Origin of the sequence: Noviherbaspirillum album, assembly GCF_035916955.1 — a bacterium.
GTDB lineage: Bacteria > Pseudomonadota > Gammaproteobacteria > Burkholderiales > Burkholderiaceae_D > Noviherbaspirillum > Noviherbaspirillum album.
In genome coordinates, this window is record NZ_JAWIIV010000006.1 from 167,079 (window position 1) to 191,129 (window position 24,051).

The following is a 24,051-nucleotide window of genomic DNA, read 5'->3' on the forward strand; positions in this document are numbered from 1 at the left end:
CCCCTCCTTACGATTTGACGACGTTGCCACGAGCGCCGGAATACACGCCGCGGGTATCGACGATGACCTTCGCATGCTTGCCGATGAATTCGTAATCGAAGGCATCATGATTGGTGGCGAGCAGCAGCAGGTCCTGCCGAGCAATGCTGTCCGCCGTCAGCGGCGTGCTTTGCAGGTCGAAGCGATGTTCCCGCATCTTGGGAAAGACCGGCACATGCGGATCGGAATAAGACACCTCCACGCCCTTCTCGCGCAGCATTTCCATCAGCCGCACCGAGGGCGATTCGCGCATGTCGTCCACATTCTTCTTGTAGGTGATGCCGAGCACCATGATCCGGCTTCCCTTGAGCGCGAGGCCCCTCTCGTTGAGCGTATCGACGACCTTCCCGATCACCCAGCCCGGCATGTCGTCGTTGATCTCGCCGGCCAGCTCGATGAACCGCGTATGCAAGCCGTACTGGCGAGCCTTCCACGTCAGGTAGAACGGATCGATGGGGATGCAGTGGCCGCCCAGCCCGGGTCCTGGAAAGTACGGCGTGAAGCCGAATGGCTTGGTGGCGGCGGCGTGGATGACTTCATAGATATCGATCCCCATGCGGTCGGCGATGATCTTCATCTCGTTGACAAGTCCGATATTGACTGCGCGATGTATGTTTTCCAGCAGCTTGGTCAGTTCGGCGGCGCGGGTCGAGCTGACCGGGACCACGCGGTCGACGGCCGCACCGTAGAGCGCCAGGCCCGCTTCGCGGCAGGCCGGCGTCGAACCGCCCACTATCTTCGGAATCGAACGGGTCTTGAACTGGGCATTGCCCGGATCTTCCCGTTCCGGGGAAAACACCAGGAAGACATCCCTTCCGACTTCGAAACCGCGCTCTTCCAGCCGCGGCCTGAGTTCCTCCTCCGTCGTGCCGGGATAGGTCGTGCTTTCGAGCGATAGTACCTGCCCGGGACGCATGGCCGGCACCAGCGCATCGGCAGTGCCGAGAATGAAGCTCAGGTCCGGCTCGCGATAGCCATTGAGCGGCGTCGGCACGCAGATGATCAAGGCATCCGCTTCGGCAGCGCGGGAGAAATTGCTGGTGGCCTGGAAGCCACGAGCGACGGCCTCACCGACGGACTGCGCCTCGATATGCTCGATATAGCTTTCACCGCGATTCAGCTTGGCGACCTTGTCGGCATCGATATCGAAGCCGATCACCTTGAAGCCCGCATAGGTATAGCGCAGCATCAGCGGCAGGCCGACATAGCCGAGCCCGACGATGCCGATCACGGCGGTGCGGCTCTCCACCTTGCGCAGCAGTCGCTGCAAGGCGCCGGTTTCCGGCAGTGTGGCAAGATTAAGCGTGGCGCGAAGTCCGGCGCTCTCGGCGACTTCTCCGGGCAATGTGGATTCGAGCTGCAGCGTTTCGTCTTTCATTTGATGGCCTTTCTCGGGTGGTATATGGCGGCTTGGCGGTTTGCCAGCGCCAGTGGAATCGCGGACAGGTCGGAAGTAACGCCATTGGCAACTTCCGCGTCCGCTGTTTTATCTCGGGCTTGGGTAGTCATGCTGTGCGGCGTATAACCGCGCACCAGCTTCTGGACCAGGAACAGAATCATGTTGCGGTCGTTGCTGCTGCAGGCCAGGAGCAGATACGCCAGTTGCTGGCGCAGCTGCTCGGGTTCGACCGTGTATTCGGAGGTAGTCATGATGCGCGGATGACGGCTCGGCACCGCATCGTTTCCCGCGAACAGTTCTTCGTAAAGCTTTTCGCCGGGACGAAGTCCGACGAAGCGGATCTCGATATCCCCATCCGGGTTCGACGGGCTCTTTTCGCTCAGGCCGCACATGGCGATCAAGGTGCGCGCGAGGTCCGCGATTCTGACCTGCTCGCCCATGTCCATGACGAACACGTCGCCGCCGGTGGCCATCGCGCCGGCCTGCATCACCAGCTGCGCGGCTTCGGGAATCGACATGAAGTAACGAACCACATCCGGATGCGTGATCGTGATCGGTCCACCTTGGGCGATCTGCTTCTTGAACAGCGGGATCACCGAACCGGAAGAGCCCAGCACGTTGCCGAAGCGGACCATGCAGTAGGTGGTGCGACTGCCGGACCGCATTGCGGCCGCCTGGAAAATCAGTTCGGCGATGCGCTTGCTTGCACCCATGATGCTGGTGGGGCGTACCGCCTTGTCGGTCGAGATCAGCACGCAGGTCTTTACATGGAACCTGGATGCGGCATCGGCAACCACCTGGGCGCCAAGCACATTGGCGCGCACGCCCTCGGCCACATTGCTCTCCACCAGCGGCACATGCTTGTAGGCGGCGGCATGGTAGATGGTGTCGATCGCGTTGTCGCGCAGGATGCGCTCGACGACATCGCTGTCACAGACCGTGCCCAGGTGGCAGCGGATCAGTTTTCCCGGATAGCGCCCCGCGAGTTCCTGCTCGATCGCATACAGCGCATACTCGCTATGGTCGAGCATGTGCAGCTCGCTCGGGCCGACGCTCATGATCTGGCGGCACAGTTCGCTGCCGATCGAGCCGCCGGCGCCGGTCACCAGCACGTTTTGCCCGCGCACGCATTTCGCGAACAGATCGGGTTGAGGACGGATGGGCGGACGGCCCAGCAGATCCTCGATCTTGACATCGCGGATCGAGTGGGTCGTGATTCCGACATCGGCCAGTTCCAGCATGCTGTAGAGAGTCTTGACCGGCACGTTGCACTGGCGCGTACGGTACAAGATGTCGCGCCGCTGATCCGATGTGGCGGAGGGAATCGCGATCACCACCATGTCGATGCCGCGCCGATCGACGACCTCGGCAATTCTGCTGGAATGGAACACGGTCAATCCCGCGACGTTGCGACGATCCAATCCTGCCATGTCATCGAAAAAGCATAGCGGCCGGTACTTGCCGCTGCGGCGCATCGCCAATGCCAGCTTGACGCCGGCAGTACCCGCACCGTAAATCGCGACGGTGCAGCTAGAATCTTTTGGCTGCAGCGCGCCTCCCTCGCACAGCAGCAGGCGTGCGCTCATGCGCGACAGCGCCACATAGGACAAGGCGATGAACCAGTAAATGACGAGCGCGGTGTGCGGAATTCCATGATAGGAGAAATAAGCGGCCGCGGCATAGAACGCGAGGATGACAGCGCCGAGACCCATCCCGGCGCCGACCAGCAGGCGGAAATCGATGAAGCGGATGACGGCGTCATACAGGCCTGCGATGCGAAAGGCGAGCATGGAGGCCAAGGCGATCACTGTGGATGTGGTCCAGCCACCGAGCAGAAAGTCCGTCGGTCCGACACGCAGCAGCATCGCCAGCTGAAAGCAGCAAGGCAGCGCGAGGATATCAGCCCCCAGCATCGTAATAACCTTGGCGGTGCGGCGAAGGGAAAGCAGTTCTCTGCGAAGAAGATGCGTCGACGGCAGCTTGTAATTCATAGGCTCTCCATATCGTTGAGCATGCAGCGGGTGTAATGACTTGATTAAATGCTGCAGCTTGTCGCAGCTCGACCGGCCTAGAGCAGTCTAGACGTTAAAGTTAAATTAAAAAATTACCGATTTTCGATCTGTATGCATGTTTAACATGCGCTTGCCTTAAGACTTTCGATGTACAGTTCTTAATGTGGAAGCGGGTAACCGCGCATATGATTTAATCGCGCGATATGCAATCTGTGACATTCGCTCGGTATTGCGCATTAAGGTCGAGCCACGTAATTAACGCAGCATGCCGTGCTGCTTCATTTCATGGACCAGCTCGCCTATCCCCTGCTCGAAATTTCGAGGCACATACTTGAACTCGTCGACAAAGGGAAGCAGATCGACATCCTTGTTCTCCTGGAAGCGCAGCACCTGCTCCTGCGAGATCGGGCTCAGGCGCAGGCGCCCCAGCAAGCGCACGGCCAGGCTGATCAAGCGTGCCGGCACGGGAAGGAATAGCGTTTTCTTTCCGATGCTGTCGGCCGCGCACCGGATCAACTCGCGATTGGAATAGGCCCGGCCGCCCGCTACGTCATAGATCCTGTTGTAGCAGCGCTCATTGAGCAGCGCGATCTCGTAGGCCTTCACCAGGTCGTGGATGAAGACTGGCTGTATCAGGCTGTCTCCATCGCCGATCAGTGGAAACACGCGCAGCCGGTCGACCGCACGCACCAGCCGCGAGATATTGCGGTCATCCTTGTGCCCGTAGATCATGGTCGGGCGAATGATGGTCCAGTGGCTATGGAAATGCTGTCGTATGTAGTCTTCCGCCAGCCGCTTGCGCTGCGCGCTTTCAGACGGAAGGCGCGTATAGATGCCAGTCGAGCCGGTGAAGACAATGTGACGCGGCGGTGCCTTGCATTGCGCCATCGCCTCATTGATCGCCTGCGCAAACCAGATATAGCCGGCATTGATCACTGCATCGCAGCCATCGAGCGCAGCGCAGAGCGCATTCGTATTGCCGATATCCCGGACTACCCGTACCTCGATCTTGTGCGGCTCTTCCTTAGGCGTATCTTCCTTAGGCGGATCTGCCGTGTGCGTCTCGTTCTTGTCTCGACCAACGCAGGCAGCGAAGTCACGCTTGTCCGCGCGGCGCACGATGGCCACGATGGAATGCCGGCTGCACAATCGTTGAACCAGCCTGTAGCCGAGCTCTCCCGATGCTCCGATGATGGCGATGCGCGACATGCCCTGCCCTCCCCGACTCATGCGCATGCCTGCAGCAAGCGCTGCGCCAGCATTGGATAACTGTGATTGCGCAGTACGAACTCCCGGCCGCGCTGCCCCATCACCCTGCGCTCCCCCTCGCTCAAAGCAAGCAGTCGCTGCAGGCCGGCGGCGACCGCGTCCGCATCGGCCGGCGTGACGGTAAGCCCGCATCCCGCCTCGGCGACGGCATCATTGCCGGCTTCGACGGCATGCAGAACCGGCGTGCCGGCCATCATGTAATCCATCAGCTTGTTGGGTGCGATGCCGAAACGGTACAAGGGTTGCTTCTGCCAGCCGATGTAGGCAACATCGAACCATTGCAGCAGGGCTGGAATCTGGTCCTTTGGAATGGGATCGAAAAAATGCACATGGTGCAAGCCCTCCGCCGCGACGCGCTGCTGTAGCGTCTTTTTATGAGCCCCGTTGCCGACCACCACGAAAGCGATCTCGCGTTTCCGCATGCGCCTTGCCGCGCTCAGCAGCGTATCCATTTCATTAGGAATACCGAGCGCGCCCGCGTAGCCGACAATCTGGAACCCGCGCAGGCGCAACCCTCCCAGGAATCGGTGCATTGCCTCGGGCAGCGCCGCCCAAGGCTCCTTCCAATCTCCCGGCACCACTCCATTGGGAATGACCATCCAGCGCTCTTCGCCGACGCCGCGCGCGCGCATGTACTCATGCACGCAAGGCAGCAGCGAAACCACCTTGTGCGCGCGCCGGCAGCCAAAGGATTCGGCATGGTCCAGCAGGCGGATCAGCGGATGCCTTTGCGGAATGGCGCCGAGTTCGATCAGGCTCAGGGGCCAGAGGTCGCGGATCTCGAAGACGAAGCGTGCATTCGCCAGCCTGGCGATACGCGAAGCGCCGTAGACGCCGAGCGGGTGCGGCGACGATGCCAGGACGACATCGGGCCGCTGCTCGCGGGCGATCGCTGCCGCATTGCGCCACAAGTCGCCGGCAAAGCCGAACATGTTCAGCAGACGCCGGACGCCATTGCCGGGATAGGCGCAGCCCGCGAGCCACAGGTGCGGTACGCCGCAGTGCTCGCTCCAGGCCGGGCCGGGACGCTCGGGCTGGCTGGTGCGCAGGTGCGAAAAGCGGGAGGCAACGATCAATACCTCGTGTCCGAGCGCCTGCAGTTCCCTCGCCATGTAGAAGTGGCGATAACCCATGCCCAGCACCGAAGATCCGGAATAGTGATTGACGATCAGAATACGCATGCCTGTCTCCTCATTCTCCAGCAACGCCGACGAGCGACGGCAGGAACATCAGATTGGAAAGCGATTTCACCATCGGTGGCGACGACGGCGAAAAAGCCGGGTAATGCTGCGCGATGAAATCACCGCCGTGTTTGTCCGTCTGCCCGGGCTGCGCGGTCATCTGGTACAGGCGGCGCCCGAGCTGTCTGATGATGGCCTGCTCTCGGCCCCATGCCGCGTACCCTCCCGTGACAAAGGACTCGCTCAGTCCGAACGGTGGCGTTCCTTCATTGCAATTGCCCGCGGTCGCGTACCCGACGCGGTACCAGCCATTGGCGCCGCTGAGATAATTCCTGAACAGCGGCTGCTTGACATCGGCGTTCCAGGACAACGCGACCAGCGCATTGGCAAACCGAACGACCAGGTCATCCGGCGGCAATTCCTTAGGTGTCAGATTAAAAACATTAGTCACGACCGTGCGGTTGCGTTCCAGCGCATCGAGAACCGGGACCAGTCGACGCCCATGGCTCAGATCCCAGCCGACCTCGGGCCGCCTGGGGATGGATGCGGCATCGATACGCTGCAAGGGGGCCGGATTCGGTGCCGCTCCCGCGGTGCGCAATTTATCCTTGTCGGGACAGAGCAGCGGCTTTTCCATCCCTTCATACCCCGCGTAGCGATGATCCCGGAATAGCCGCCAGTAGCCGCGATCGAGTTCGGCGATCTTCAATTCACCGCCTTGGGCATGATGTACGGTCCGGTATGTCAGGCGAGCGTTAAACGCTTTCAGCAGCACGCGCAGATGCCTGGCCATTGCTTCCAGTTCATCATGGCTTGGCCGTTGCGGTTGCGCTTCGTTGTGCTTTTCTTGTTCGCCTTGTTTTCCCTGCCTTCCATATTGTCCATGCCCGCCATCCAGCATGCCGGCCCATTCCGCATAGATGCCGATCATCCATAGCGGCTTGTCGGTAAACAGCAGGCCGGTCGATCCCGACTTCACATCGTCCGCGCTTGCGCCGGCCGCATCCGCCAGCCTGTCAATCGCCTTGCGGTTACCCCAGCGCTGCATGTGCTCGGCTATGACGCTTGACGTTGTCCGGATGAATATTCTGGCTTCTTCATCCAGGGGTTGCCGTGCCGTCGCGAGCGCATTGGCGATGGAGGAAGTCAGTCCCAGGAATTGCACGCTGACCAACTGCACCTCCTGTCCGAGCAAGCCGGCGTGGCCCTTGCATATGCGCCCCCCCGTGCAGACCCAGCGCCGCCCCGGAGAGAGCCAGCTCCCGGCCTCAAGCGACTGATAAGCCGGCCCTAGCGCAGAGGCCATCTCCTTCAGCCGGCCAATGCGTTGGCAGCGGCGCGCCAGCGCGGCGAGATTGTGCAGATAAGTTTGCATGTCATACAGCACATAGACGTCACCTTCGCGCCTGAGCCTGTCATCCAGGCTTTTTCGGACCCAGTTGCGGATGCTGCGGTCCCACAGCGTCCAGCTTTGCCGCTCGATTTCTCCGCCGCAGACGAAACGGTCGCCAGCCTTGCGCTGCAGGTATTTGGCATGCTCTTGCTGTGATGCATGTGCCGGCTCGGCCGCGACACCGATGAATACAAGCAGCATGAGCCGGCGCGGTGCATGACCGATCAGCCGCCACATGCGGGCAGCGGCAAACCGGACAGGCGGTAGAGTCCGTTGTGATTCCTGATGCATGCAAGCTCCTTTCATGCGAGCGCTGCATAAAAATCCACCAGCTTCCTTTCCTCGTTGACCCAGTTGTACCGGGTCCGCACCAGTTCGCGTCCGCTCTCTCCCATGCGCCGGGCAATCTCGGAATTGGAGACGAGAAAATCGATCGCATTCGCTATGGCGCGGGGATTGCCGGGGTCCACGCAGATTCCGCAAGCGTTGTCCTCGATGATGGCGCGCCAGAGCGGAAAGTCGGAAGCAATCACTGGCAGCCCCGCCGACATGTATTCAAACATTTTGTTGGGCTGGGAATCGATATGGTTGGGCGCGGGCCGCAAGGTGACCAGCCCTGCCATAGAGCCTTGCATCACCCGTGCCACTCCAGCCCGGTCGAGATAGCCATGTTCCTTTATCCGTGCCCATCCCGGCTCGCCGAGCAGCTCTTCACGCAACAATGGCGGGTTGAAAGCACCGACCAGCTCAATGCGCGTATCCGAACGAAGAAATGCGGCGGCGCGGACCATCTCCCGCACGCCACGTATTTCCGTCAAGCCTCCGACATAACAGACCTGCCTGCCTTGGCCGCCCTGGATTTCGCTTGCGGCGGCGATCCCCAGTTCGCCGGCGATCGGAAAATTATTGATGTCGACGCTGCGGCATTTCAGTGCAAGGAACTTGTCCCGGATGCTGGGCGTAGCCGCCACGATGCCGTCGAAACGGCGGGAGGCGAATGCTTCGTAGGCCGCAAGTACGCCCGACAGCGCACGCGACGAGACTGGACCGAGATAAGGCTTGCCGAGCAATTGCTTGGGCAGGTCCTCGTGGGCGTCGAAGATCACCGTCTTTCCGCTCCGCTTGAGCCGCAGTCCGTACGGAATCAGCTCCGGATCATGGAGGTGGTAAATACCGGCGTCCAGCGCGAGCGCTTTCGTGTAGACCCTGCGGGTGCTTTCGAGCATGCGGTCGATCCGCCCCTGGGACGGCCCGACATCGATGATCTCCACGCCATCCCTGCGCTCGTCGCCCTTGCCGTCGGCAACGACCAGCGTGACCTTATATCCCAGCGCTGCCAGGCTGCGGCACTGCTTGACGAAGACGCGGGTATCGTAGCGAGGATGCGCGCTGGTGAGATGGACGACGTGCATGCAAGGGCTCCTTGTTGATGAGGCAGGCAAGTACGAGAAGATTCAGGTACAGGCCGTGCGTGAAGAATGCGGTCAGCAGATCCGATGAGGTAAGCAAAGCGAACAAGGGAACGACGACGGCTGCCGTCATCAGAGCCTGCTTTCCTGAACGCCGCGCGCACCCGTCGACGTAGCAAAAGACGGCGGCGATGACTGCTGCATACAGCAGGACGCCGGCAAAGCCTGCCTGCATGTAGCCGCTGCCGAACCATCCGGTGTTGGCACCCATGCTTTCGCTGTCGAAGTATTCGCGGCCGATCAGGTGCGTCACCGGCAGGTCGTAGGGATAGTTGGCGAGGCCCAGCGTAAGCTTGCTGTTGGAAAACCAGACCCATTCATTTCTGGAAAAGAAGTCGTAGTACATGAAGTTGAGTTGTGCCGGCAGGAAGAACACCCTGCGCATCACAAGTTTTCCGGTCCAGCCGTACACTTCGTCGTCATAGTGGCGCGCCATCCAGAAGTCGGCGAGCGACAGTCCAAGCAATGCGACGACGGCCACGCCAAGCAGGAGCGCAAGCTGCTTCCTGGACGAGGCGAGATAAACGCCGAGTACCAGCAACGGGTAGAACAACGGCGACTTGTGCGCGGTCAGTCCGAAGATCAGCACCGAGCACAGCGCAAAGACCAGTGCGGCAAAAACCTGTCTGTGCAGGATCGAAAGCACCAGCGCTGTCGGCACCACGACCTTGCTGACCAAGGGGGATAGATAGTCGAAGAACGAAGGCAGATTACCGGCGGCATCGGCGCGCAAATCATAGACACGGGTCATATCGAAGTTGAGATAGCGGCCGCCCCCCATGGCCAGAATGGCCGCGATGTACAGCAACGCGACAGCCAGGAAGGCCCGGCGCAATCCGTGCGGCGACATGCGAAGCCAGGCGGGCGGCCCCAGTGTCATCAAGGGACGCAAGCAGATGCTAAGAACATAGCCGACCGCGACCTGCGCGACGTACTCACCCGGTTGATCTTCCGCATGGAACAGTACCAGCATGGGAATCAGGACGATGCACAGCACCAGGTGGTAGAACAGCGTACTTGCGCGGTCCGACCGCAATGGCGTCAGTATCGACAGCGCGGCGGTGAGTCCGAGAGCGGTCAACCACTTGTCGTCATTGGGCGTGTAATGGAAACCTTCCGATGCGTAGATAACCGAAACGGAATTCTCATATCCATGCGCGAGCAGCAGGAACGCAAGGAGGTGCAGGCCCAGTACCGCAATGCGTATGCCACCGTTCCTCGCATGGCTGCTCATTCAAGCTCTCCGGCGTACCGGGTCGCGGCCTCTTGCCCATGCTTCATTTCCAGTTCGAGGAATTCGTCAACCAGCATGCCGATCGGGGAATAACCGCTGCGCTGCAGCCGGACGACCTTCTGGCTCGGCAAGTGGGAAATCAGATAGCTGTTGGTGATCTTCCTCGGTACGACCACATGCCGCAATGCCTTGAGATGATGCTTGGCTTCGACCGGCAACTGCTTCAGCACCGCCCGTCCGAGTCTGCCGATGAAGCCGATATCGCTTGAATTGTGAAGCGCTTCCCCAATGTCGCGGCGCGTCGCATCCGCGTATGCCGCCCTTACCTGCTCCAGGTACCAGCGCCTGCCGTGCCGCAAGCGCAGCGGGACGCCCTGCCAGAATGCCATGAAGTCCACATCCCATAGCGGAAGCCACCAGTCGAATCCAAAGAATTCATAAACCCGCACCGAATTGACGATGTATTTGGCCTGCCTTTCCTGCCAGTCCCATTTCTCGAACGCGTCGGCAAACTGCTCATGATCGGCGACGCTGTTCACCTCGGCGCGATCAAGCACGCGATCGCGCCAGAATCGCATTCTTGCGTTTTCGGGCATGTCGGATCCGCTGACGACGTAGTGGCGCTCCAGGATACGCCTGACGAGAAGCGCGGTATCGACCGGCTGGCTGGAAAAGGCATCGACCGGGATATGGCTGCCGGCGACGAAATCTCCGCTATGCCCGGGCACGAACACGCAATCCGGCTCGGCGATGCCGCGCTGCTTGAGCGCACGCACCGCGATCCAGTCCTGCACATGCGGCAGGCTGCTCCAGCCGGAGGCCCAGCGCTGGAAACGACGGCGTTCCTCGGTATGCCAGGCTGAGCACCAGTCCTGTTCGCTGTACTCGACGAAATGCCAGGGCAACCCGAGCTCCTCCGCGACGCGCCGGCTGTATCCGGATTCCTTGTTGCCCTGGATACCGTAGGTAAATGTGAGCACCTTCGGATAACGGCGCTTCGCCAGCATCAATGCAATGAAGCGGGAATCGTAACCGCCGCTCAGCGGGATCACGATCTGCCGGCCGCCGGCGTATTGAATCAACCGGTCGACTGCGGCGATGGCGATGCCGTTCATCGTTCGGCTCAATTCGTCGTCTGTGCAAGCCGCCGGCTTCCCGTGCAGGAAGCGGTAGTACCGGCAGGTATTCACTTCCATTTCCAGTCGCGGCCCTTGTCCAGCCCGGATCGACACCTGGAGCAATTCACCGGCCTGCAACTGCTTGACACGCGGGTACAGCGTGTCACGGCCGGTCACGTAACCCGCAAGCCGGAACTCCTCGTGTGCGACCGCATCCATCTCGCTATCGCCGATGGCTTGCCGTACCCATTCCGCATCATCGCCGAGATAGACCTTCCCCTTGTCCTCGGCATAAAACAGCGGAATGCTGCGGACATGATCGACCGCTGCGCTCACCCGGTCTGCATGCACATGGATAAGCGCATGGAAGCCGTTGAGCCGCTGCAGCAATCCGGCCCACTCCAAAGGGCCGGCATCGGGCCCCGGCATGAGCCTTGCAAACTCCGACGCGCTGCTGCACATGCGATCCCGGTGGAACGCGGTACCGCGACTATGCATTCCATGTTCGGCATCGAACTGCCACTGACTTGCAGACAAATGAACAACAACATCCTTCATCGCAATGCACTCCTGATCAGACATCCGTAGCGAACAGCCGCCATCAGTACGACCGCAGCAACCGCGGGCAGCCATGCCGCGCCCGGGTCATTCCGTACGAGAACCAACATGAGAGGGGAATTCAGCAGCAAGCTCCAGCCGAGTGCAGTTGCTCCAGAATCCAGGATCACACGCCCCGGGCTGCCGGATTCCCGCAGAATCCACAGCAGCTGGACGCTCCAGCAGACTGCGCTTGCAAGTGCGAACAGCACGATGGCGAGGGTTGCATCCTTCTGCCATGCGCCATAGGCAATTGCCGAGGCGCGCATGCCCAGCAACAGCAACTGGAAATTCAGGCCGGCGACCTGGCGGCCGAGCACATCGAAGGCGGCCGACAGAGGCGAGGTCACGAATACCAGGTAGAGCCAGGGCGATAGCCATTGCGCGATGACGCCCGCCTCGCGCCATTCCTCACCGAATATCCATGCAAACAGTTGCGGGCCGGCCAGCGCCAGCGTGAGAGCTGGAGGCATTCCGATCTGCGCCAGCCGGCCATGCACATCCGCTACCCGCGTACCGAAGCGCCCGTCTCGCCATGCCTGTGCAGCGCCCGACAGGAATACGTTGGCGACGGATTTTCCCAGTACCAGCATCGGCATGGACAGCACGCGATTGGCGAGGCTGTACATACCCGCCACGATCGGATCGAACAGTGCTGCGAACAGCAGGGGCGGAAGCTGCGAACCGATGGTGTTGAACAATGCGGCCCACGATGCAACCATAGGAAAACGACGATACCGGCGCGCGACGGCGGCAATGTCCTTCCGTCGAATTGACGCAAGCAGTCCAAGCCGCGGACGGACGGTGCGCCAGCCGAGCGAGCCGAGACCCATTCCGCCGCCGGCGGTCTGTCCTATCAGCAGCGCGCCTGGACCCAGCATCGATGCACCGGCCTGGATCGCCGCGCAGGTCAGTGACTGGCTGAGCCTGGTTGCCGCCAGCGCGCCGAATTCGCGCGTCCGTACCGCCCATGATTGCAATATGTTGTATCCGCCTGCCAGCAAGCCGCCGAGCGGCACCAGGTAGAAATATGTGGCCAGTTCCGGCGCGTTCAGCAGGCGCGCAAGATCTTCGCCGAACCACAGCAACGGCACCGCAACCAGCACCGCCATCAGCAGCGAGAGCCCCAGGCTCAGCAGCAATAGCGCACCGGCCTCGCGATCGTCTTCGGGCAGGGGAATCGCCTGCTCGTAGCGCAGACTCATGACGACCGTCAGGAGCATCAGCAGCGCAATGAAAATTCCGAGCAGGCCGAATGCGTGCGGCGAATAAAGCCGCGTCAGCAAGGGAGCAGCAAGAACCGTGACAGCTTGCGCCATTACGGTGCCGCTCACCAGGACCGACACATTGCGGAAGGTCCGCCTTCGCGAGGCTGCTTCTGCGGCGGCGTTGCCGCGCCCCGGCATCAGCCGCCCTCCGCGATCAATTCACCGCGGACGCGCGTACCGCGCGCATTTTCCATTGCGTAAGCATGGCGACCATATATTCCGTACGCCCCGCCGTAGCTTCCCGTGTGCGGATGGTGCCCATTGAACACCACGCCAGAAATCGTGGCACCGGCCGCATTGAGCTGACCGACCGCCTCTTCGATTTCATCGATCGTGCTGATGCCGGCGCGCACGACGGTGAAGGTCGAGCCAGCATGCAGCGCTACCGTGAGCGCATCCGCGGCCATCAATACCGGCGCCGTGTCGATCACGATCAGGTCATATCGCGTAGCAAGCTGCTGCAGCGTCAACGCCAATCGTTCGTCGGCCAGCACTTCCGCCGGGGAAGACAACGACGAACCGGTCGACAGGAAATCCAGGTTTTTCATCACTTCGCGGTGTATCGCCTGCTGGGCAGGCAACTGTTCCAGCACGGCTTCGCTCAGGCCGACGCGTCTTTGCAGCCCGAAGCGCCTGTGCAGGTAGCCGGTGCGCAGGTCGGCGTCGATCAGCAGGACCTTCTTGCCGCATGCCGCCATAACGGCCGCCAGATTGGCCGACACGAATGATTTTCCAACACCGGGCGTCGCCCCGGTGATGGCCACGATATTGTTGCGGGCATCCTGCAGGTCGAATTGCAGCGTCGTGCGGAAACGCCGCAGGCATTCGACGGTGGCATCATTGGCGTGAACATTGCCTTGCATGTTGCTTGCCGAGGCCTCCGTTCGCGCTCCGAAGCCTGCGCCAAGCTTCCGGCTTGCTTCCATCTTCGTGCCGGCCGCTGCCAGCGCGGCGCTATAAGGAATGGCCGCCCTGACCGGCAGGCCAAGCTCCTCGACGATCTCGGCCGGCTCATCGACACGCCGGTAATACACTTTCCTAAACCATGCCCCGAGGCAGCCCAGCAGCAAACCCGCCGCTGCGGCGGCCGCAATGATCATCATGCGCCTGGGCTTGACCGGACGTTCCGGCAATTCGGGCGCATCCAGCAGCCGCGCGAATCCACCCTTGCTGGCCATGATGAGCTGCAGCTGCTGCGCAGTCGTCAGTACTGCGGAATACACCTCGGTATTGACCTTGACATCCCGGCTCAGCCGCAGCACATCCTGCTCGACCGCCGGCAAGCGCTTGATGCTGGCCTCCACGCCGGCCAAGTCGCGGGATACCACCTGCATCTGCTGGGTGACAGCCACGACCGCCGGCGCATCTTCCTGGAAGCGCACCAGCAGATCCTCCTTGCGCTGGCGCAGTTCTGACATGCGTATCTGCGCGCTCACGGAACGCTGCAGAATGCTCTTCGCCTCTTCCTGCAAATCGATTGTGCCGAGCGAATGCCGCACGGCGTTGTACTCGCTTTCGGCTTTCGCCAGCTCCTGTTTGAGGTGGGGCAGCTGCCGATTGAGCGAAGCCAGCGCACGTTCCGCATCCTGTGCCTTTCGTTCCTCGTTCTGGCGCAGGTATTCCGCACCGATTTCCCTGAGCAGTCGCGCGGCCTGCGACGGATTGGTGCTTTCCAGGCCGACCGAGATGATGCCGGACTGCTTCCCCGTCTCCGCAATCTTGAGCGCGGCCTGCAGGTCTTCGATGGCATCCAGCCGGGAAGAACGACGGATGCTGAACTTCACGCCGGCTCTTGCTTCCAGCTTATCCACCTGCAGGACGATGGTGCGGCTCCCCTGCCGCCACTGTTCCAGTTCCCCAACCTCGCCCCTGAACGACTCGCCGTCATGCGACAGAAGATAGTGGCCGTTACCTTCGGCCGTAAGGCTGAATTCGGTATTCTCGAGGCTTCTTGGAACATCGAAGCGCGATACCTCGGCACGCTCCCGGCCCCATGCGAATCCGCCGAAGCCGAACAATCCCGGCTCGGACAGCTCCGGATTGCTCCTTGCAATGCCGGCGCCGATCAGCGGGAAATAGGATGGCCTGCTTTCGATATAAGCGTGGGTACGGTCCACCGCCGCGGCAATGATGCGACGCGACTTCAATACGCCGATCTCCGCGCTGGCTTCCGGCTTTCTCGCCTCCGCACTGGCGCCGCTCTCGCCGAGGATTCCCGCCGACACTCCACCCGGGTCGGCGACCTGAATCAGGATGTTCGACTGATAGACGGGCGCTGCCAACAGCGCATAGGCGACGCCCGCCGATGTCACCAGCACGAAGATGCTGAATACGAGCAGCGAATTGTTCCGTATAAGAAGCCAGTAACGGCGCCAGGGGAAGGCGTCTTCTCGAGCGAGTTGGGGCGTGATCTGTTGAATCGGAAAATTCATTGGCGCTCTGTCTGCATGGTGGATGATCCGGATCGCATGGCCGCTCTGTACGGCCTGGCCATGTGTTCCGTTCTAGCGTGGTTCAGCAATGCCTGATGCGGTCGTGCCGCAAGCGCACTGAAGTGTAGACATGCGCACCGAAAAGATAAGTATGAAAAATCGATTCAACGCAGCATCACATGCGTGCTGTCGGGGGAGGTTTTCGATGTAGTAATTTCATCCGGCAGAATGCTGCCGAGTTGATCGAATGCTTTCATCGCTTCTCGAGGCGGATGAAATATCTTGATGAATTTGCCGCATGAGCAAATGTGATTCGTGTCGTCAGCTTGCCTCTCGCCGGCGCGTCATCGTTCTGTCACCACCCGGTCACCTCCATGTCATTGATCGGCTTTTTCGGATCTTCATGCGAGACGTGCCGGCAGATCGAAGCAATCGATCTTAAGAAGCGGCTGGGGTGTATGCTGAACACACCATAAAAAACGGGAGCGCCTGGCTCCCGTTTGATTTACTGAGGTCCGATGATTATCGGCCGACCGCTTATTCCCATTCGATGGTCGCCGGCGGCTTGCCGGAGATATCGTAGACAACCCGGTTCAGACCGCGCACTTCATTGATGATGCGGTTCGAAACGCGGCCCAGCAATTCATGCGGCAGATGCGCCCAATGGGCAGTCATGAAGTCCTGGGTCTGCACCGCGCGCAGGGCGGTCACATATTCATAGGTACGGCCGTCGCCCATCACGCCGACGGACTTCACCGGCAGGAACACGGCAAATGCCTGGCTGGTCTTGTCGTACCAGGACTTGCCGTCCTCGTCCTTGGTATTGCGAAGCTCTTCAATGAAGATGGCGTCGGCGCGGCGCAGCAGGTCGGCATACTCCTTCTTCACTTCACCCAGAATGCGCACACCGAGCCCCGGCCCGGGGAAAGGATGGCGATACACCATGTCGTGCGGCAGGCCGAGCGCCACGCCCAGTTCGCGCACTTCATCCTTGAACAGCTCGCGCAGCGGCTCCAGCAGCTTCAGGTTCAAGGTTTCCGGCAGGCCGCCAACGTTGTGGTGGCTCTTGATCGTATGCGCGGTTTTCTTTCCCTTGCCGGCGCTCTCGATCACGTCCGGATAAATGGTGCCCTGCGCCAGCCATTTCGCATTTTTCAGCTTGCCGGCTTCTGCTTGGAACACTTCGACGAACTCGCGGCCGATGATCTTGCGCTTGGCTTCCGGATCACTCACGCCGGCCAGCTTGCCCATGAACTGCTCGGTGGCGTCGACATGGATCACCTTCACGCCGAGGTTCTTGCCGAACATGTTCATCACCATCTGGCCCTCGTCCAGACGCAGCAAGCCATGGTCGACGAATACGCAGGTGAGCTGATCGCCGATCGCCCGGTGGATCAATGCCGCCGCCACGCTGCTGTCGACGCCGCCGGACAAACCCAGAATCACTTCGTCGGATCCGACCTGATTGCGGATGGCTTCGACCGCTTCGGTAATGTAGTCGGGCATGTTCCAGTCGGATTTACAACCGCAGATCTCGTGCACGAAACGGCTCAGCATCGCCTTGCCCTGCACCGTGTGCGTGACCTCGGGATGGAACTGCACCGCGTAGAGCCTGCGCTCCTCGTCCGCCATGCCGGCGATCGGGCAATTGTCCGTCGAGGCCATCAGCTTGAAGCCGGGCGGCATGTCGATGATCTTGTCGCCATGGCTCATCCACACTTTCAGCATGCCATGGCCTTCGGAGGTGACGAAGTCCGCGATGCCGTTCAGGAGCGCGGTATGGCCGCGTGCGCGCACCTCGGCGTAGCCGAATTCCCGCACCTTGCCATTTTCGACCTTGCCGCCGAGCTGTTCGGCCATGGTCTGCATGCCGTAGCAGATGCCGAGCACCGGCACGCCGAGATCGAACACGGCCTGCGGCGCGCGGGGCGTATCGCCCTCGGTCACGGAATTCGGACCGCCCGACAGGATGATGCCCGCCGCGCCATAGTCGCGAATGAAATCGTCGCTGACATCATAGGGATAAACCTCGGAGAACACGCCTGCTTCGCGAACGCGACGCGCAATCAGTTGCGTGACCTGGGAGCCGAAATCGAGAATGAGAATTTTTGAATGCATGGAGAGTGCTGTTTTGAGTAATCAGTTTGAATCCGGAATGGCCTTGACGACACGATTGCGCCCGCCGTCCTTGGCGGCATAGAGCGCCATGTCGGCTCGGCTGATCAGTTCTTCGGTGGTCGCCGCGGGAAACTGGTCCGAGGTGGCGACGCCGGCGCTGATGGTGAGGTTCAGCGTCACGCCGTTGATAACCTCCGGCTGCGAGGCAATCGCCAGGCGCATGCGCTCGGCCACCGTCATCGCGGTGTCATGAGAGGCGCCAGGCAGGACGATCAGGAATTCTTCGCCGCCGTAGCGCCCCAATGCTTCCTGGGGACGTATGCACGATCGCAGGCGGCTCGCCACCTTGACCAGGACGGCGTCGCCGGCCGGATGGCCGTAGGTGTCGTTGATTTTCTTGAAGTGATCGAGGTCGGCGACAATCAGGCCGAGCGGCAGGCCAAGCTTGTCGCAGCGTATCGCCTCGATGGTCAGGATGCGCATGATCGCACCCCTGTTCCAGGTGCCGAGCAAGGGATCGATCAATGACCTGCGGCGCAGGTTCTTGTTCTTCTTCTGCAGGTCGAGCTGCGATGCATTGACGATCCGCAGTTCAAGCTCCCTCTCGACCAGTCCGGCAAGATCCGCCAGCGTCTGGCGCTCGCTCTCGCAAAGCGCCGCGCGCGGCGCATGGTCGATCAGGCTGATGGCGCCGGCCACCGTCCTGTCCTGCCCGTAGACCGGATGCGACGCGTAAAAACGGATTTGCGGTCCGCCGCGTACCGAGGGATGCTCGCTCAGCGACGCATGCTTGCTGGCATCCGGCACAACGACGAACTCGTCCGATGGCGCGATATCCAGGCAGAATGCGGCTTCGCCTTCGTCGCCCGCGTGTTCCGTCCCCGGCATCTGGCTTGCCGCGCAGTCAGCGCTTGCCGAGCTTGACGTATTAGCTGAACACGCCGCATTAGCCGAGCTTCTGAACGTGACGATGCATTCAGCCACATTGAACAGTTTCCTGCCGATGCGGCAGATGCGCAGTATCTGCGGGTCGTTGCGCGCAGGAAGGCCGGCCTGATCCGACGGTGCGACCGTCGTTTCGAACTGCGGCGGAACGGCCGTTCTGCTCATGACGATCCCCGTTCGGCGGCCCGGTCAGTCGGCACGATAGTTCGGTGCTTCCTTGGTGATCTGCACGTCGTGAACATGAGATTCCCGCATGCCTGCCGAAGTGATTTCGACGAACTCGGCCTTTTCGCGGAACTCGTCGATCGACGCGCAGCCGCAGTAACCCATCGAGGAACGCACGCCGCCGACGAGCTGGTACAGGATCGCCAGCACGCTGCCCTTGTAGGGCACGCGTCCTTCAATTCCTTCGGGGACGAGCTTGTCGGCATTGTTCGAGGAATCCTGGAAGTAACGGTCGGCGGAGCCTTCCGCCATCGCGCCAAGGCTGCCCATGCCGCGATAGGATTTATAGGAGCGCCCCTGGAACAGGATCACTTCGCCCGGCGCCTCTTCGGTACCGGCGAACATGCTACCCATCATCACGCTCGACGCCCCTGCCGCCAGCGCCTTGGAGATATCGCCGGAGTAGCGGATGCCGCCGTCGGCGATGCAGGGAATATTGGTGCCCTTGAGGGCCGCTGATACGTTGGAAATCGCGGTAATCTGCGGAACGCCGACACCGGCGACGATGCGCGTGGTGCAGATGGAGCCCGGTCCGATGCCGACCTTGACGCCGTCGGCGCCATGTTCGGCCAGCGCGATCGCCGCAGCCGCCGTGGCGATGTTCCCGCCGATGACGTCGACCTGCGGATAGTTGTTCTTAACCCAGCGCACCCGGTCGAGCACGCCTTTCGAATGGCCGTGGGCAGTGTCCACAACGATCACGTCCACGCCGGCCTTGACCAGCAGATCGATGCGTTCGTCATTGTCGGCGCCGACGCCGACCGCCGCGCCGACGCGCAGCTTGCCATGCTCGTCCTTGCAGGCATTCGGATGTTCGGTGGCCTTCTGGATATCCTTGACGGTGATGAGACCGCGCAGTTCGAAGGCGTCGTTGACGACGATCACGCGTTCGAGCCGGTACTTGTTCATCAAACGCTTGGCTTCGGACAGCTCCGCGCCCTCCTTCACGACGACCAGCTTCTCGCGCGGCGTCATCTTGGCGCGCACCTCGGCATCGAGCTCTTGCTCAAAGCGCAGATCGCGGTTGGTGATGATGCCCACCACCGTCTTGCCCTCGACCACCGGAAACCCGCTGATGCCATGCTGCTCGGACAGCGCGATCACATCGCGGATGCGCATGGTCGGCGGGATGGTGATCGGGTCGCGCACCACGCCGGATTCGAAACGCTTGACCTTGGCAACTTCGCGTGCCTGATCCTTCGGCTTCAGATTCTTGTGAACGATGCCGATCCCGCCCTCCTGCGCCATTGCAATCGCCAGACGGGCTTCGGTCACCGTATCCATTGCCGCTGAGAGCAGCGGAATGTTCAGGGTGATGTTGCGCGTCAGGCGCGTTTTCAGGGAAGTATCTTTGGGGAGAATGTCCGAGTATGCCGGCACGAGCAGCACGTCATCGAATGTGAGTGCTTTTTGGAGGAGACGCATAGTAATTCCTATAGGCGCAAAAGCGAATTATACAGAAAACCCTGTTTGCCGTCGTTTATAAGTTCCTCCCGGATACCGGCTAATACCAATCCCAAGTCATTCCATGACATGAGATCGCGTCTTTTTCCGTCTGGCCGCGTTGCGCTCGTCATCCATACCGCTATGGACTCCTCCCGCGCCTCGCCAGGCGAAAAAATCCATCGATCACATTTGTCATGTTACGACTCGGGATTGGTATAAAGCGCGCCGAACAAAGCAGTGTTTGCTTCATTGACAGCGCGGCCAAAGCATGGCGAAATCCAGATATGTCTCATCTGCAAGGACTCCCATGACTGCCCCTTTATTTCGCCGCTGCCTCTCCGCCGCCATATCCATTGCGCTCATCGGAGCCTGCGGAAGCGCCGCTGCGCAGTATGTCTGGCTCGACGAGAAAGGATCCAGGCAGTTTTCCGACCGTCCGCCGCCGGCGTCGGTCCCGGCGAGCCGCATCCTGAAGCACCCGGGCGGCACGTCCTCATCATCTGCAGCCTCCGCGGCATCCGGAGCTTCAGCGGCACAACCGGCACAAACGCAATCGACAACTGCGCGGCCCGATGCAGAAAAGACAATTGCGGAGAAAAATGCCGAATTCCGCAAGCGCCAGATGGAGCGGGAAGACAAGGAAAGGAAGCTTGCAGAGGAAGCGAAGCTGGCTGCCGACAAAGCCAGGAACTGCGAGCGCGCGCAAGACTATCAGCGCAGCCTTGAATCCGGGGTGCGTATCAGCCGGACCGACAAGAATGGCGAGCGCACCTTCTTGTCGGATGAACAACGCGAGCGGGAACTTGGCGATACCCGTCGCTTGCTGAATGAATGCAAGTCATGAGTGCAGACTGATCCGGGCAGCGCAGTCCGGATGCATCTCATGCCGGGCGCCGGCGGCGACCGCGATGCGGCCGGCAAAGGGTCAGTCGAGCTGCGTCGACTTAGCCGGGTTCGATGTGTCCGCTGACTTTACGGATCTTCCCGCGCGGCGGCGGCGCGCTTCCTTCGGGTCGGCAATCAGTGGCCGATAGATTTCTATCCTGTCGCGGTCGCGTAGGATGGTATCGAGGGATTTGAGCTTGCCGTAGATGCCCACGCGCGCCGATCCCAGGTCGATGCCGGGCACCTCCTGCAGCAGGCCGCTTTGTTCAATGGCCTGCCCGAGCGTGCTACCCTCCCGCATGCGCAGTGCCCTGCGGAGTTGCCTGTCTGGAAGCGCATGGCAAACTTCCACGCCGATCTCAGCCATACACCACCTCGGCCCGCTTGCTGAAGGAATCGACGAAACTGTTGGCGATCATGTTGAAAACCGGGCCGATCAGACCGTCGAGCATCCTGTTCGAAAACTCGTAATGCAGTTCGAAATCGATCTTGCAGGCATCGGCGCGCAAGGGCTTGAACGTCCATTCGCCATGCAAGTGCTTGAAAGGTCCCTCCAGCAGCACCATCTTGATCGATGTCGGAGGCGAGTTTACATTTTCCGTGGAGAATGATTGCTTGACGCCATGGTAGTTGATCCTGAGCGAGGCCACCACCTTGTTGCCCTCGCGCGAACGCACTTCCGTGCCGCCGCACCAGGGCAGGAATTTGGGATACTCCTCGATGTTGTCTACCAGGGCGAACATCTGTTCCGCGCTGTAGCCGAGCAATACGGATTTATGCACGACAGCCATTGAAAATACCGTTTGATAAAATACGAACCCTTCATTTTAACTGAGCGCCTTCTTTCCCACATTCATGAGCATTATCGACAATAAAAAAGCCTTCCATGACTACTTCATCGAGGAACGCTTCGAAGCCGGCATGGTGCTCGAAGGCTGGGAAGTCAAATCGATCCGCGCTGGCCGCGTGCAGCTGAAGGAAGCCTATGTAATCGTGCGCCAGGGCGAAGTCTTTCTGTTCGGCGCGCATATCAGCGCGCTTCCGACGGCATCCACGCACATCTCCCCGGACCCGGTGCGCACCCGCAAGCTGCTGCTGAACGGCGAAGAAATCAAGAAGCTGATCGGCAAGGTGGAACGCGCGGGCTATACCCTCGTGCCTCTCAATCTTCATTACGCCAAGGGGCGCATCAAGTGCGAGATCGGACTGGCCAAGGGCAAGAAACAGCACGACAAGCGCGAGAGCGAGAAGGCGCGGGACTGGCAGCGTGAGCAGCAATCCATTCTGAAGCAGAACCGCCGCTGATCCTCTCGGCGCTTCCCGGTTGCCCGCCGCAAGCTTCCGGGATGCGCCGATCAGGTCTTCTGCTGCGACTTCACCACTTGCATGGCACCGGCGATGAGGCCGCCGATATCGCTCATGTTCGCGGGAATGATGATGGAGTTGTTGGTCTTGGCGAGCTGGGCGAAGGCATTCACATATTGCTCCGCCACCTTGAGATTGACCGCATCCGCCCCGCCGGGCTCGCGTATCGCCGATGCGGTCTGTCGCAGCGCCGCGGCGCTCGCTTCCGCGATGGCCAGGATGGACGCCGCCTGACCCTGGGCGCGGTTGATCGCAGCCTGCTTTTCACCTTCCGAGCGCGCGATCGCCGCTTCCCGTTCGCCACTGGCAATATTGATCTGCTCCTGCCTGCGGCCTTCCGACGCTGCGATCAGCGCGCGCTTTTCGCGTTCGGCGGTGATCTGCGCCTGCATTGCATGCAATATTTCCTTCGGCGGCGTCAGATCCTTGATTTCATAGCGCAGCACTTTCACGCCCCAGTTCGCCGCCGATTCGTCGATGGCGTTGACGATCGCCTTGTTGATGTGATCCCGCTCCTCGAAGGTCTTGTCCAGTTCCATGCGCCCAATGACCGAGCGCAGGGTGGTCTGCGCAAGCTGCGTGATCGCGGCGATATAGTTCGACGAGCCATAGGAGGCCCGCATGGCATCCGTCACCTGGAAATACAGGATGCCGTCCACCTGGAGTTGGGTATTGTCTTTCGTGATGCAGACCTGGCTTGGGACGTCGAGGGGGATTTCCTTGAGCGAATGCTTGTAGGCGACGCGATCAACGAAGGGAAGCACGATATTCAGGCCGGGACCGAGTGTGGAATGGTACTTGCCGAGCCGCTCGACCACCCATGCATGCTGTTGCGGGACCACATTGATGGTCTTGATGACGAAGACGACTGCGATAATGAAAAGAACCAGGCTGAACGTTCCGAAACTGAGTTCCATGGAAATCCCTTTAAATGATCGGTGCTTTGATCGGTGCATCGATCGGTGTGGATACCGCTGAATATTGCTGAACTTGTTGATTGCCGTGCTTATTATGTGCGGCCGGAGACGATCAATCGGCTTCCGCGTATTTCCCGGATGACGAAGGTACCAGCAACAGCGGGGACGCCTTGTTCGAGTTCGACATCCCACAGCGCGCCACGGTACATTACGCGCGCGCGCCGCGGCAATCCATGGTCCGGCGCCCATTCGCTCACCTCGATGGCTTGTCCGATGTCGAGATTCACGTTAGGGTCGCGCGCTGCATCGCTGCGGGACTTCCTGCCCCATCTGCTCCGGCGAAGGACAACCGTGCAGACGATGCCGACGACCGCTGCAACCAGGAATTGCATTCCCCTGGGTTCGCCTGCCAGCGCCATCAGGGCGCCGCTCGCCAAGCCAATCGCGATCATGAGCAGGTAAAAAGTGCCAATGAACATTTCAAGAATCACCAGCCCACCAGCCAGCAGCATCCAAATCATCCAGTCAACCATACGCTCTCCGACATTGCTAAACAGCTATCATTGTAGACAATAAAAAGCCCCCGGAGTCCAAAGACTGCGAGGGCTACAATACAACAAAGTACAGCTGTTTTTGTTGGTTGTTGTTCGGAAACAAACAGGCACAAGTCTAAACGATTTGTACCGGGCTTCCTACGGCCAAAGTGGAAAAAATCCTAATATTTGCACGGCTACAACAA

At 60.6% G+C, this 24,051-nt stretch carries 19 protein-coding genes; 2 read left to right on the forward strand and 17 right to left on the reverse strand.

Annotated features, from left to right (window positions below):
• Positions 1-7 precede the first annotated feature (7 nt).
• From RY831_RS09695 to guaB, 13 genes are all read right to left on the reverse strand, one after another.
• Positions 8-1,417 carry a nucleotide sugar dehydrogenase gene (locus tag RY831_RS09695; RefSeq protein ID WP_326506132.1) on the reverse strand — a complete coding sequence of 470 codons (1,410 nt, stop codon included), beginning with the start codon at positions 1,415-1,417 and terminating at the stop codon, positions 8-10.
• Entirely contained in the window at positions 1,414-3,429 is a 2,016-nt protein-coding gene (locus tag RY831_RS09700; RefSeq protein WP_326506133.1) for a polysaccharide biosynthesis protein, read from the reverse strand. Before RY831_RS09700 ends, RY831_RS09695 begins: the two co-directional genes overlap by 4 nt.
• 276 nt (positions 3,430-3,705) lie before the next feature.
• A complete protein-coding gene (locus tag RY831_RS09705; RefSeq protein ID WP_326506134.1) occupies positions 3,706-4,659 on the reverse strand; it encodes an NAD-dependent epimerase/dehydratase family protein in 954 nt (317 codons plus the stop codon).
• Between the two features lie 17 nt (positions 4,660-4,676).
• Positions 4,677-5,900: a glycosyltransferase family 4 protein gene (locus tag RY831_RS09710; RefSeq protein WP_326506135.1), complete on the reverse strand. Its 1,224-nt coding sequence runs from the start codon at positions 5,898-5,900 to the stop codon at positions 4,677-4,679.
• A gap of 10 nt (positions 5,901-5,910) precedes the next feature.
• On the reverse strand, positions 5,911-7,584 hold the full coding sequence (locus tag RY831_RS09715; RefSeq protein ID WP_326506136.1) for a hypothetical protein: 1,674 nt from the start codon (positions 7,582-7,584) through the stop codon (positions 5,911-5,913).
• An 11-nt stretch (positions 7,585-7,595) separates the two neighbouring features.
• Entirely contained in the window at positions 7,596-8,705 is a 1,110-nt protein-coding gene (locus RY831_RS09720; protein WP_326506137.1) for a glycosyltransferase family 4 protein, read from the reverse strand.
• A complete protein-coding gene (locus RY831_RS09725; protein ID WP_326506138.1) occupies positions 8,614-9,996 on the reverse strand; it encodes a hypothetical protein in 1,383 nt (460 codons plus the stop codon). Before RY831_RS09725 ends, RY831_RS09720 begins: the two co-directional genes overlap by 92 nt.
• Positions 9,993-11,543: an asparagine synthase-related protein gene (locus tag RY831_RS09730; RefSeq protein WP_326506139.1), complete on the reverse strand. Its 1,551-nt coding sequence runs from the start codon at positions 11,541-11,543 to the stop codon at positions 9,993-9,995. Before RY831_RS09730 ends, RY831_RS09725 begins: the two co-directional genes overlap by 4 nt.
• 125 nt (positions 11,544-11,668) lie before the next feature.
• Positions 11,669-13,117 (reverse strand): lipopolysaccharide biosynthesis protein, encoded by a 1,449-nt coding sequence (locus tag RY831_RS09735; RefSeq protein ID WP_326506140.1) that lies wholly within the window; start codon positions 13,115-13,117, stop codon positions 11,669-11,671.
• A complete protein-coding gene (locus RY831_RS09740) occupies positions 13,117-15,411 on the reverse strand; it encodes a polysaccharide biosynthesis tyrosine autokinase (RefSeq protein ID WP_326506141.1) in 2,295 nt (764 codons plus the stop codon). Before RY831_RS09740 ends, RY831_RS09735 begins: the two co-directional genes overlap by 1 nt.
• Before the next feature lie 537 nt (positions 15,412-15,948).
• Positions 15,949-17,529: a glutamine-hydrolyzing GMP synthase gene (gene guaA / locus RY831_RS09745; RefSeq protein WP_326506142.1), complete on the reverse strand. Its 1,581-nt coding sequence runs from the start codon at positions 17,527-17,529 to the stop codon at positions 15,949-15,951.
• Between the two features lie 21 nt (positions 17,530-17,550).
• Positions 17,551-18,639, reverse strand: coding sequence for a sensor domain-containing diguanylate cyclase (locus RY831_RS09750; RefSeq protein ID WP_326506143.1), 1,089 nt, complete (start codon positions 18,637-18,639; stop codon positions 17,551-17,553).
• A 24-nt stretch (positions 18,640-18,663) separates the two neighbouring features.
• Positions 18,664-20,124: an IMP dehydrogenase gene (gene guaB, locus RY831_RS09755; protein ID WP_326506144.1), complete on the reverse strand. Its 1,461-nt coding sequence runs from the start codon at positions 20,122-20,124 to the stop codon at positions 18,664-18,666.
• 328 nt (positions 20,125-20,452) lie between these two features.
• On the opposite strand from guaB, the gene RY831_RS09760 reads away from it, so the two are divergent.
• Positions 20,453-20,989, forward strand: a complete 537-nt coding sequence (locus RY831_RS09760) for a DUF4124 domain-containing protein (RefSeq protein WP_326506145.1) — start codon at positions 20,453-20,455, stop codon at positions 20,987-20,989.
• A gap of 81 nt (positions 20,990-21,070) precedes the next feature.
• Here the strand turns inward: RY831_RS09760 and RY831_RS09765 are convergent, their stop codons facing one another.
• Together RY831_RS09765 and RY831_RS09770 are read right to left on the reverse strand one after the other, a co-directional pair.
• Positions 21,071-21,397, reverse strand: a complete 327-nt coding sequence (locus tag RY831_RS09765) for an RnfH family protein (protein ID WP_326506146.1) — start codon at positions 21,395-21,397, stop codon at positions 21,071-21,073.
• Positions 21,390-21,821, reverse strand: coding sequence for a type II toxin-antitoxin system RatA family toxin (locus tag RY831_RS09770; protein WP_326506147.1), 432 nt, complete (start codon positions 21,819-21,821; stop codon positions 21,390-21,392). The genes RY831_RS09765 and RY831_RS09770 overlap by 8 nt, the downstream gene beginning before the upstream one ends.
• A 64-nt stretch (positions 21,822-21,885) precedes the next feature.
• Here RY831_RS09770 and smpB point away from each other — a divergent pair, with 64 nt between their 5' ends.
• Positions 21,886-22,335, forward strand: coding sequence for an SsrA-binding protein SmpB (smpB, locus tag RY831_RS09775; RefSeq protein ID WP_326506148.1), 450 nt, complete (start codon positions 21,886-21,888; stop codon positions 22,333-22,335).
• Between the two features lie 50 nt (positions 22,336-22,385).
• Here smpB and RY831_RS09780 read toward each other — a convergent pair whose 3' ends face one another.
• Positions 22,386-23,312 carry an SPFH domain-containing protein gene (locus RY831_RS09780; protein WP_326506149.1) on the reverse strand — a complete coding sequence of 309 codons (927 nt, stop codon included), beginning with the start codon at positions 23,310-23,312 and terminating at the stop codon, positions 22,386-22,388.
• Between the two features lie 92 nt (positions 23,313-23,404).
• On the reverse strand, positions 23,405-23,845 hold the full coding sequence (locus RY831_RS09785) for an NfeD family protein (protein ID WP_326506150.1): 441 nt from the start codon (positions 23,843-23,845) through the stop codon (positions 23,405-23,407).
• Between the last annotated feature and the right edge of the window lie 206 nt (positions 23,846-24,051).